The 10,257-nt window shown below is 54.2% G+C and carries 12 protein-coding genes and 1 pseudogene; 4 read left to right on the plus strand and 9 right to left on the minus strand.

Translation table 11 applies throughout. From position 1 onward, the window contains the following. The first annotated feature begins 23 nt into the window (after window positions 1–23). Genes MVB78_RS07300 through MVB78_RS07310 form a run of 3 tightly spaced genes read left to right on the plus strand, consistent with a single transcriptional unit; the run spans window position 24 to window position 1,246 of the window. The gene (locus MVB78_RS07300; protein WP_297489829.1) at window positions 24–218 is read left to right on the plus strand and encodes an antitoxin family protein; all 195 of its coding nucleotides are present in this window, start codon (window positions 24–26) and stop codon (window positions 216–218) included. Then, entirely contained in the window at window positions 205–669 is a 465-nt protein-coding gene (locus MVB78_RS07305; protein ID WP_297489831.1) for a type II toxin-antitoxin system VapC family toxin, read from the plus strand. The genes MVB78_RS07300 and MVB78_RS07305 overlap by 14 nt, the downstream gene beginning before the upstream one ends. A 1-nt stretch (window position 670) precedes the next feature. Next, a complete protein-coding gene (locus MVB78_RS07310) occupies window positions 671–1,246 on the plus strand; it encodes a hypothetical protein (protein ID WP_297489865.1) in 576 nt (191 codons plus the stop codon). Here MVB78_RS07310 and glmM read toward each other — a convergent pair. The 8 genes from glmM to MVB78_RS07350 form a co-directional block, all read right to left on the minus strand. After that, window positions 1,243–2,592 (minus strand): phosphoglucosamine mutase, encoded by a 1,350-nt coding sequence (glmM, locus tag MVB78_RS07315; protein ID WP_297489833.1) that lies wholly within the window; start codon window positions 2,590–2,592, stop codon window positions 1,243–1,245. The genes MVB78_RS07310 and glmM overlap by 4 nt on opposite strands. A gap of 79 nt (window positions 2,593–2,671) precedes the next feature. Next, on the minus strand, window positions 2,672–3,130 hold the full coding sequence (locus tag MVB78_RS07320) for a hypothetical protein (protein ID WP_297489835.1): 459 nt from the start codon (window positions 3,128–3,130) through the stop codon (window positions 2,672–2,674). Window positions 3,131–3,140: 10 nt separating this feature from the next. Continuing rightward, the gene (locus MVB78_RS07325) at window positions 3,141–3,851 is read right to left on the minus strand and encodes a hypothetical protein (RefSeq protein ID WP_297489837.1); all 711 of its coding nucleotides are present in this window, start codon (window positions 3,849–3,851) and stop codon (window positions 3,141–3,143) included. Window positions 3,852–3,887: 36 nt separating this feature from the next. Further along, the gene (locus tag MVB78_RS07330; protein WP_297489839.1) at window positions 3,888–4,271 is read right to left on the minus strand and encodes a hypothetical protein; all 384 of its coding nucleotides are present in this window, start codon (window positions 4,269–4,271) and stop codon (window positions 3,888–3,890) included. Window positions 4,272–4,300: 29 nt separating this feature from the next. Further along, window positions 4,301–6,013 (minus strand): hypothetical protein, encoded by a 1,713-nt coding sequence (locus MVB78_RS07335; protein WP_297489841.1) that lies wholly within the window; start codon window positions 6,011–6,013, stop codon window positions 4,301–4,303. Window positions 6,014–6,026: 13 nt separating this feature from the next. Next, complete coding sequence (locus tag MVB78_RS07340) at window positions 6,027–6,782, minus strand: hypothetical protein (protein WP_297489842.1); 756 nt, start codon at window positions 6,780–6,782, stop codon at window positions 6,027–6,029. After that, on the minus strand, window positions 6,779–8,194 hold the full coding sequence (locus MVB78_RS07345) for a hypothetical protein (protein ID WP_297489844.1): 1,416 nt from the start codon (window positions 8,192–8,194) through the stop codon (window positions 6,779–6,781). The genes MVB78_RS07340 and MVB78_RS07345 overlap by 4 nt, the downstream gene beginning before the upstream one ends. A gap of 271 nt (window positions 8,195–8,465) precedes the next feature. Further along, window positions 8,466–9,242 (minus strand): BtpA/SgcQ family protein, encoded by a 777-nt coding sequence (locus MVB78_RS07350; protein ID WP_297489846.1) that lies wholly within the window; start codon window positions 9,240–9,242, stop codon window positions 8,466–8,468. Between the two features lie 139 nt (window positions 9,243–9,381). On the opposite strand from MVB78_RS07350, the gene MVB78_RS07355 reads away from it, so the two are divergent. Then, entirely contained in the window at window positions 9,382–9,963 is a 582-nt protein-coding gene (locus MVB78_RS07355) for a PH domain-containing protein (RefSeq protein ID WP_297489867.1), read from the plus strand. Here MVB78_RS07355 and MVB78_RS07360 read toward each other — a convergent pair. Continuing rightward, a pseudogene (locus MVB78_RS07360) lies at window positions 9,908–10,257 on the minus strand (hypothetical protein); the annotation flags it as partial. The gene MVB78_RS07355 and the pseudogene MVB78_RS07360 overlap by 56 nt on opposite strands.

The following is a 10,257-nucleotide window of genomic DNA, read 5'->3' on the forward strand; positions in this document are numbered from 1 at the left end:
GGGGAACTTAAAACGGTGGTGGCATGGAGGTTATTGAGGCTATATACGAGGACGGCGTTTTGAAGCCGTTGAAAAAACCCAAACTCAGGGAGCACTCAAAAGTCAGGATAAAGATAATCCCGGAAAACGTGGATGACCTCTTAGATTCACTCATTATCGAGAAAGTCGGGAAGATAGACTACAAGCGCCTCAAGGAGGCATACTATGAGTCGCTCTGAAGTTTTTATAGACTCCTCAGTGTTTATCGGACTCCTCCTCGGCGATGAAAACGCAAAGGAACTGATCAAAAAAGCCCTAAATGAAGGATGCACTCTTGTCACAAACCCCATAGTGTTCTCCGAAACGGTTTACAAGGTGATGTTCACGCTCGCCCTGAAGAACGGCCTAAAGGGCATACATGACCTGAGAAAACACCTGAAGGATTACACTCACGTCTACGGGAAGGTCGAAGAAGCCTTTGAAAAGCTTGAGGAGGCTGGTTTCCTGAGGATTACAGAAGTAACTCAAGAAACTATCAGGATTGCCTCCCAAGTGGGTCGAGATTACAAGCTGCTCCCCAACGATGCGTTAATAGCCGCAAGCTGTAAGGAAAACGGAATAGAGCGCATAGCCACTTTTGATTCCGATTTCAAGAGGGTCCCTTTCTTAAAGATCTTCGGGGTTGATTGACATGAACCTCCTGGTCATAGCCCCATGCCTTTTGAGTCCCTTCTACGTCTACCGCGGGCCGAAGGAGAAGGAGTACGAGACCGCGAGAAGGATGAGGAAGCTCCTTGGAGGGCTCGGCGATGAGTGGCAGGTTTTGGCTTACCCCTGCCCGGAATACGCCTTAATCGGCTGGCCACGCGCTCCAGCGAGCAGGGAAGCCTACGAGAAGCTTGGAATGCGAGAAAAGGCGAAGATAATAGCGGACTTCATCGGGAGGGTTCTGGCGGAGGAAAAGCCGGAAAAGGTCGTCTTCATCGGCGTCAAAGGCTCCCCCACCTGCGGTGTCTTCCATACCAGCTCGAGCGACCCGAAAAGATACCCTTATAGGGCTATGCAGGAGTTCTTCTACCTGAGCAAGGAGGAAAGGGTTAAGCGCTCGAAGGAGCTTGTTGGCGAGCAGGGGTTCAGGCTCGTTAAGATGCCAGGGATACTCTTCGAAATCCTGACGGCGAGGTTTCCAGAGGGGCTTTACATAGAATTCGACAAGGAGGCTATAGAGGGGAGTTTAGAAAAGGTAAAAGAAGTCCTCCGAAACTAAGCCCTCCCTATCGCTTCCCTCACAAGCTTCTCAGCCTTTCCCATCAGCCCCCTGGCTTTTTCCTCAGTGTGGGCCTCAAGGGTTATGCGCATTATCGGCTCCGTCCCGCTGGGCCTGAAGAGGATCCACCAGTCGGAGTTTTCAATCCTGATCCCATCGATGTCTATGAGCCTCTCGTGGTCGAAGCTCCGGAGGGCTTCCCTCGCTATGATTTCCATCGCTTTGGCTTTTTTCTCGTTGGGGCAGGGAATTTTTGCCCTCAACGTTACGTAGCGCGGGACTTCCTTCGCCAATTCGCTTATAGGCCCGAGTTCATCTATCATCTCGAGGACTAAAGCCCCGGCGAATATCCCATCTGGAGTTAGGTTCCACTGGGGAATTATCCACGTCCCGCTCGGCTCACCACCGAAAATCCCGCCGTGCCTGGCCAGTTCATCAGCAACGGCCACATCTCCAACGCGCGTCCTGATAACTTCCCCGCCGAGGGGTCTAACGTAGTCATCCAGAGCAAAGCCGGCATCAACGGTGGTAACGATTTTACCCCTCCCAAACTTCCTGAGCATATAGCCCGCTATTAGCGAGAGCATCACCTCGTACTCGACGAAGTTGCCCTGATCATCTACAACCCCAATCCTGTCCGCATCGCCATCGTGGGCTATTCCCACATCTGCTCCCATCGCTTTAACTGTTCTCGCTAAAGTGGAAAGGCTCTTCGCGTTCGGCTCAAGCTCTCTAACAAAGAAACCGCTCGGGTGGGAGTTGAGACTGATAACTTTGTTCCCGAGCTCGCGCTGGAGGTATGGGCTTAGAATTGAGCCAGCGCCGTTGCCCGTGTCGAGCACGACGTTGTAGGAGCCGTTAAGTTTAACCATCTCAAGGGCCCTCTCGATGTACTCCCTTTTTGGGTCGGCCCTCTCAACCCTTCCGATTTCGTTCCAGGGAGCTTTTTTGAAGTTCCCGGAGTCGATTATGGCCTCAAGTTCCGCCTCCATCTCCGGTGTGTAGGCCATCCCGTTCGGTTGCCAGACCTTTATCCCGTTGTATTCCGGCGGGTTGTGGGAGGCGGTGATGGTTACGCCAGCGTCAGCTTTGTAGAGCCTTATCGCGAAGCCCGTCAGTGGTGTAGGGGCCAAACCGATGTCTATAACGTCAACGCCGGTCGAGAGAAGCCCGCTTATCAGGGCGCTCTTCAGCATCTCACCGCTCGTTCTGGTGTCCTTTCCGACAACGACGGTTCCGCCGCTGAGGTAAGTGCCGAGGGCCTTTCCAACGCGCAGAGCGAGTTCAGGTGTTAATCTCTCGTTGACGACCTCCCTGATGCCGCTCGTCCCGAAGTACTTCCCCATGATGACCACCCGTGAGAGTTATGTTCAGTGGTCTTGGAAAGGCGATATAACCTTTTCCCTGCAATGAAAAGAGAAAGGCTCAGAAGAGGCTGAAGCGCGGGGCCTTGACCTTGATGCCGAGGCCTTCAAGGACTTTCTTCAGCTCTCTAACGCGTATCGTGCCGTCACCGGCGTAGAACTTGTGGTTCTTTTTAGCTTTGACCTCAAGCTCCTCCCTCTTCCCAGATTCTGAGTCACCGCCCTTTATCTTGACCTCCCTGACCTCGCGGAGCGGTATCTCGAAGTTCTCTTCGCTTTCGCCGAGTATCTCATCCGGCTCCATCTCGTAGTATTCGTTCCAGTGGCCGTAGGCTTTGGTAACGCCCTTGAGGAAGCCTCCGATGCCTCCACCGGCCTGCCTCTTCATCTCCTTGGCGAGTTCCATGGTCAGGAAGGCCACTATAAGCCTATCATCGGTTATCACGAGGCTCGCTCGGCTCTCCCTCATAAAGCCCTTCCTGTAGTCAACGTTTCCGACGACGTAGAGAACCTTCTCCATGTTTTTCACCTCAGCTTGTGAACCTCGCTATCTCCTCACCGCTCGGGCTCAGAACCCTGAGGATGACCTTCCCGCCGAGCCTCTCCGAGAGGTCGGAGACCATCTTCCTGTAAGCACTCTCGGCATCTCCTATCTCCTCCCTGCCCTTGAAGGAGCTCATGGCGCTTACCGTATAGGGATTGCTCCCATCGATGAATATGTCCCACGGGCCGCTCCCGGCAAAGGACACCGCGTAGTCGAGAACCTTCTGCGCGTCGTCTTCACTAACGCCTGCGTACCAGACGGTTATCCCGTTCGACTCGATGTAGGCGTATTTGCTCTCCGCGGAGAAAACCTCCTTTTCATCTCCGTTAAGGAGCTTCAGCGTGAGTTCTGCACCGTTGAAAACATCCTGGGACATCTTGGAGGCCATGGTCTTGACGTAGAAGGCAGTCTTTCCGTCTATGTCGCCAGAGCTCTCGTAAGGGGTCGTCACCTTGACGGTGTAAGCATTTCCGCTCTTCGAGACGTAGACGTCGGTCTCCCCGTTTATCTGGAAGTTGTCGCGGACGAAGTTCAAGATTGCCTTTGCCTGGGAGAGGGAGACATCACCGGAGTAGTGCACGGTCACCTCGTCTATCGTGAGGGTCTTCTCGGTCTTCACGTTTGCCTTGGGGCTTTCACAGCCCGCCGCAATGACTAAGAGGGCCACTGCGAGCAGGGCAAAGACCAACTTTCTCATATCCATTCCTCCTTTTTCGTATGGAAAACGAAAGGGTCACTTCTTCTCAAGCCTGTAGATGCCGACGCTGACCTCGTAGGAATCAACGTTGAGGGGTGCCTTGTAGTCCACCCTGACTTGGAAGGGCTTGCTTGAGCCGTATATCATGCTGTCCGTTTCAGATTCGGTCAGGACGTTGTCCTTCTCGTCGAGTATCGTTATCTTCTCCACGGAACCTTCGCTACTCGCCTTGATGTAGTATTTCCCCGGCTCAAGGACGTGCGAGAGGTAAAAGACATCCCCGCTTACGGTTTCCGTTTTGACCTCGACCGGAACCTTGTCGTAGGCGTGGAGGTAGTAGTACTGCATTCCGAAAATGCCGGCAACCCCTATGACAAGGAGCAGGAAGAAGCCAACGACCAGTTTTTTGATGAGTCCCATTTTCTCACCTCCCTTCTTTTTGATTCAACTCAAATCCTCCGCCTCCAGAGCAGGAGCAATGGCAGTAGAGCCAGGGCAACGATAACCCCCGGCCCGCATGTGAAGTTTATTGACCTGCTGGCAGTGCTGGAGGGGCTTTCGCCCCTATTTTCACCTAAACTTCCCGTATTCGAATGGACTGCACTGGAAGTCGGGGATGCTGAGGACGAGGAAGGTTGATATGTTGAGGTATGCGAGGCGCTGGAGCTCTGGGTGGTCGAAGCTTCGGTTTGGTTGCAGGCTTCCTTGACGTGGAAGTACTCGCTCGGATGGTCGTGAACCCAGACGCTGGGCTCCCCAATCCTGTACCACTCCCCCGTCGGGAGGTCGTCGAACTCGATGGGCTCTCCAAAGTTAGCCTCCGAATAGAGGGGCACCTTCACGAACTTTACCTCATCCTTCCCTAACTCCACGAAGTTCGGGACCCACGCCTTTAGCTCCCCGCCCTTCTCGACGTGATGGACGTCACAGCCGGCGAACTCCATGTTCGGGCCGAGCTTCAGGAGCCTGTCGGGAACGAGGAAGATAACGAAACCTTCTCCCGAGCGGGCTATGTAGTGACCCGAGGGCACGGTGTTGTAGTAGACCCTGATGATATCGCCCGATGGCGAAGTCTTGACGAGGGGATCGAAGAAAACGTAGTTTCCGTCGCTGGCGAGGGCAAAACTTGAGGGGGACTGGCCATTGTAGAGGGTCGTGTTCCAGAAGCCGCTCCAGAGAACCTTTCCTTTCTTGTCCAGCTTCACCCATATCGAGGCACCGCCGTCGTACTTCCCTCCCAGACCGTTGGTGTAGAGCCACCCGTCCGGGACGCTGTAGAGCATCGGCCTTCCGCCGGAGAGGCTGAAGAAGCCGCCCATTTTCCACAGTTCAGCCCCGTCTATGGCCTGCTTGTATTCCCTGACCCATTTCATGTTTCCGGTCTCTGGGTCTATGCCTATGAACCCGAGGGCGGGGCTTTCATCGGAGGTGAAGGCTATAACGACCTCGCTCCCGTCGAAGCCGACCGCCCAGACGTACTCGTGTATCCACTCCCTCCCGTAGATGTGAACCCACTTCAGATTTCCGGAGGAGTCGAACTTTACAGCACCGACGTCGAGGCGGGGCGCTATGTGATCGCTGTCGTAGGGGTCGTCAGGATTCTTGTGGTGCATGTGCGCGTAGAGGGGGGCAACCACTATGACCCCGTCACCCGTTGGCTGAACCCTGATGCCCCTATAGCCGCCGTTCGAGTTCTTGAAGGCCCTTGCCCAGAGTGCCTTCCCTGAGAAGTCGAACTTGACCAGCGTGAACAGTGGGTCTCCCCGCTCCCAGTCGCTCGGGGTCGAGACGTTGACGACCCCGTTCGTCATCAGGACGACGTAGATTCCGTCTTTCCCTACGGCCATGTCCTGGATAACCTGTGACTGCCCGTAGGGGAGGTTCAGGGGGAGCTTCCCGCTGAGGCTGAAGTTCTTCATCCAGAGCACTTCGCCCATCGGCGAGAGGTGCACGAGCACCGCTAACCCGGCCCCATGGCTTCCGAGGAGGTAGTAGTCACCCCCGCTCCCGGGGACAAAGGAGATCGGGTTGTAAACGTCGTCAAACTCCATCTTGTCCTGCCGGACTTCGTAGATGACCTCCCAGGCGTTGGAGGAGCTTACAAGGGGCAGAAAAAGGGCCAGAACAAGGAAAAAGACGACGAAGATGGCGAGTTTTTTCATTTTTCACATCTCCTCATGATTTCCCCATTTCAACAACGCTTATTTCCTCCGCGAACTCCTCCGGCGAGAGCTCTCCGGAGAGGGCTTTAAGGAGGGCATCACTGGAAACGGAAACGCTTACGTTCCTCTCGCCGAGGTAGACTATCTCCACGCTCTTCACCCAGGGGGCATCCTCAAGGATTGCAAGGCTCATCTTGGCGTAGTCCCTCCAGAAGGAGTCCTCTCCAGCCAGATATTCAAGGGAAACGCTGGCAGTGTCGTTGGTCACTGTCACGTTGTGGACGAGGACGTCGAAAAGGCCAAGGTCGGTCTCTATCCTGAACTCCGGCCTTCTGATATCCTCGAAGGTAGCGTTGCCGAAGTTGCCGTTTTTGACGGTCAGCGCGATCACCGGCTCGTTCCCAAAATAAGCCTCAACGCGAACGTTCTCAGAACCGTTCTGGTAGGCCTTCTCGGCCAAATCGTATGCGAGACCGAGGATACCGTCGTCGATGGCCGGTGCGTTGAACCTGATTACCGTGATGTTGCCTGAGCTCACGGCGGTCACGTTCTCGGGGGCAGTTCCAGGGCTTGAGGTTTCAGTTACGCCCGGAGAAGTCTCCGTTCCCGTCTCCGTTGCGGTGGAGGTCTTCCCAAGGTTATTCGTCACGTTCTTGGCGGTGTCTATGACCTGCTCCGGATTGAGGTTGTCGGGGATGTGAAAGTCCCCGTTGAAGTAGAGGTAGCCCGCTATGAGCAGGAGGAGCAGGAGAACGAGCTTCCCCTTCATATTATCCCCTCCTCGTAGAGCTTGTTGATGTAGAACCTTATCCTCGCCTCCTGATCCTTAAAGGCCCCCTTTGAGTTCCTGTTCATCATGTTGACGCGGTGCATCCCGGTGGTTGTGTCGCTCATCTCCTCAACGGTGTTCCTGATGATGTCCTTGTACTTCAGCCCGGCCTTCTTGTAGCGGACGGCTATCTCAGCTGTCTTCTCTAACTCCCAGCGGTAATCTTGAGCCAGCGTCTTCTTTATGGCAACTCCCATCGAGTTTATGACGACCTCTATCGGCTTCGTCTCGATGTTAGTTGGAACGGCGTTCTTGTATGGCGAGAGGGATTTCTCACGGTTCTCAATGTCGGACATGCCGTTGTAGAGCGACGCACTTTTTTCGTCCACGTGCAGGTCTTTGGCGGTCTTCTTCACCATTTCATCGTCAGAGAAGACGTTGATGTCCTTGTCGGCCTTGAAGTAGTCCTTGAAGAGGCCTAAAGGTTTGGGGAGGTAGTTCGCAACCTGGTCGATGAAGGTATCGAGGGCCTTGTTGCCGTAGTACTTGGCCTTCCAGCCAATGGCCGAGCTATCGCCGGTGTAATCGGGGCTGGAGCTGACGAGTCTGATGATATCCCCCTTTGGAGTCTTGATAACAACGAAGCCACCCCAGTTATCGCCAAGCCATTTAAGCTTCTCTCTTGTGTCGTCCATCCTTTTAACTGCATCTGGACTCAAGCCCGGAGCCCCAGAGGAAGTTCCGGAGTTCTCCGATCCCCCCTGGTTTCCAGGGGCGGTTGTTGAGGAGTTCACCGGGAACCTCACCGTGCTGTTGGGGATTCTGCTGAGGTAGAGGTTCAGGAGAACCGGTGCCGGCCCCTCAAGGTCGCAGGCGGTGGTTCCCTTCAGGTAGGACACCTCAGCGGTTACCCAGTAGTGCTCCCCAACGAGGGCCGCGTAGGTGTGTTCAACCGATGTGAAACCATGGCCGTCGAAGTACCTCTTGGTGTAGACGAACTTGAGGTCGGCGTAGTTCTGCCCCCCGTGGAACTCGTAGTGGTAGGTTATGGTTCCTTCCTTCTCACCGCTCCAGAAGCCTATAAGATCTTCAACCTTGTCTGTGGAGTTTTTTCCCTGCTGGACAAACCAATTGAACTGCTCGACCGCCTCGTTGTCCTTGTAGTAGGTAACCATTATTCGGATGTAGTTGTTCACGCTATCGTTCCTGTGGGGACAGATGAAGTCCTGGTAGAAGTTGACGTAGTTCGAGCCCTCCCATCCGCCCCCTCCGTTGCTGTAAGAGAGAATTAAGCCGAATGAGTTTGCCTCCTCCTTGGTTACGTAGGGCAGTTGATCTGGAAACTGGGAAGCGGAAACCGGAAGGGTCAGGAGAAGTATAAAGCCCAGAGCCAGGGCGATCGCCTTAAACATCGCTTTCACCTCCGAACGACCCCCAGAACCACCTCACGAGCAGGAAGAACACCACTACTGCCCCGAGGAGCAGTAAAAAGCCCAGTAACGGGCTCAGTAAGTGAAAGCCCGTAAGGGGTTCAGAGGGCATGCGTTCACATCCTCGCAAAACCATCTCGCGGAAAAGAAAAGCGGGACAGGTTTCGCATTCTTTTTAACAAATTACGCATTTCTGGGTAATAAACCTTTCGGAAAAGAAAATTCGAGGAGAAATTTGTAAAGCAAATTTCCTTCAAGACCGAAGGTTTTTTGCCAACTCGGCCAGTTTCCTTGCCCTCTCCAGAGAAACTTCGTTTTCAACCTTCCCATCCCGCTTAATCCACGTCCCAACGATGAAGCCGTCCGCATGCTTCCACAGCTCGGGGAGGTTCTCATAAGTGGTTCCGGAGCCAACCAAAACGGGAACTGGGGAGATTTTCTTCGCCAGCGTGAGCCTCTCGATGTCAACGGGCTCCCCGGTTGCCTTCCCGCTGACGACAACTGCATCGGCCAAACCCCTCTCAACGGTGTCCCTAAGTGCGTCCTCAAAATCCCCAAAGTGAACCGCGTGCTTGACGTGAACATCGGCGAAGACCTGGATTTTTGAAGGAAGGAGTCTCATCAGCCTCGCTAACTCGTGGGCGATGCCCTCTATAACTCCCTGGTCTGTGTAGGCTACACCGCTCAGCACGTTCACCCTTATGAAGTCCGCCTTTACCGCGTAGGCTATCGAGTAAGCGGCTATTCCATCATTTCTGAGAACGTTTATTCCCAGGGGGAGAGAGACCTCGTCGCGGATTTCCTTGGCTACGGCGGTAAAGGTAGCCACCGTCGTCTTGTCAGCGTACTTCGGGAAGGGAACGTCGCCGAAGTTCTCGACCATTACCGCATCGAAGCCGGCTTTCTCAATTGTTTTCGCGTCCCTGAGGGCGGACTCGATGACATCATCAAAGTTGCCCCCGTACCTGTACGAGCCGGGAAGAGGTTTGAGGTGGACCATCCCGATGAGGGGCTTTTTCCCGAAGTCCATGGTATCACCCTAAGCTGAACTGCTGAGGGAGGTAAGTCAGAGGGCACTTAAGGATTTCTCCAGGCTCATCGGTTGGATTCATGGCCCGGAACAGAAAGCCTGATATACAGGTTCACCTCAGATACAATGGGTGGAACCCGTGGGAGTGCAGGAAAACCCGAAACTGCCGAAGTCAGTTGTCAGGCACATTGAGCCGGATGAGAAAGTTCTCTTCGCCATAAAGAAGAAGGTGAGCCTCGAAAAGCCCAAGTGGCTCCTCGTAACCGACAGGAGGATAATCTACCTCGACGAGAAGGTATTGGGAAGGTACGACCTCAAGGCCATCCCCTATCAAAAGCTCGAAAAGGTAACAGTGAAGCTCGGGATAATGTCATCGGAGTTCATCATAGAGGGCGAGGAGAACATAACGCTGAAGCTCGGCTGGATGAACAAGGAGGAGGCGAGAAAGGCGATAAACGCCATAAAAGACGCCCTCAACGCTATAGCAATCGAACCCGTCTCGATAGGGGTCAACAAAGGACTGACGAGCGAGACGTGGGTGCTCAACAAGCCCAGGGAGTTCGTGACGAGGACGATGCCGGCTTATCAGCCCGCCCCCCAGGAGCCGGCGAAGGAGGATCCACTTGAGAAGCTCAAGAAGCTGAAGGAGCTCTACGACATGGGCGTCATAAGCCAGGAGGAGTACGAGGAGAAGAGGAAGAAGCTCTTGGAGGAGGTTTAAGCTGGCGCTCCCCATTTTCATATTTTCTCAGGCATTTCTTTACCCTTTTAGGGAGTGGCAATAGGTTTTTAAGAATCGTAAGCCTCTCATTAGTCCGGAGAGTCCACGCAAAAACGTAACTCCCCCGATGCTCATCCCGGTTGTCGCCCTTGCGGTAGGCCTTGCTCGGATGCATGAAGACAAGCCTCCCATTATCAACGACTGGATAGAAGAGGTTCTCCTTCCGAACGAACATCCCCGCCTGCCTCCTCGAGAGATGCGGCGTATAAACAATAACCCTCCTAAAACCAAGAC

The organism is Thermococcus sp. (genome assembly GCF_026991495.1).
Classification (GTDB): Archaea; Methanobacteriota_B; Thermococci; order Thermococcales; family Thermococcaceae; genus Thermococcus.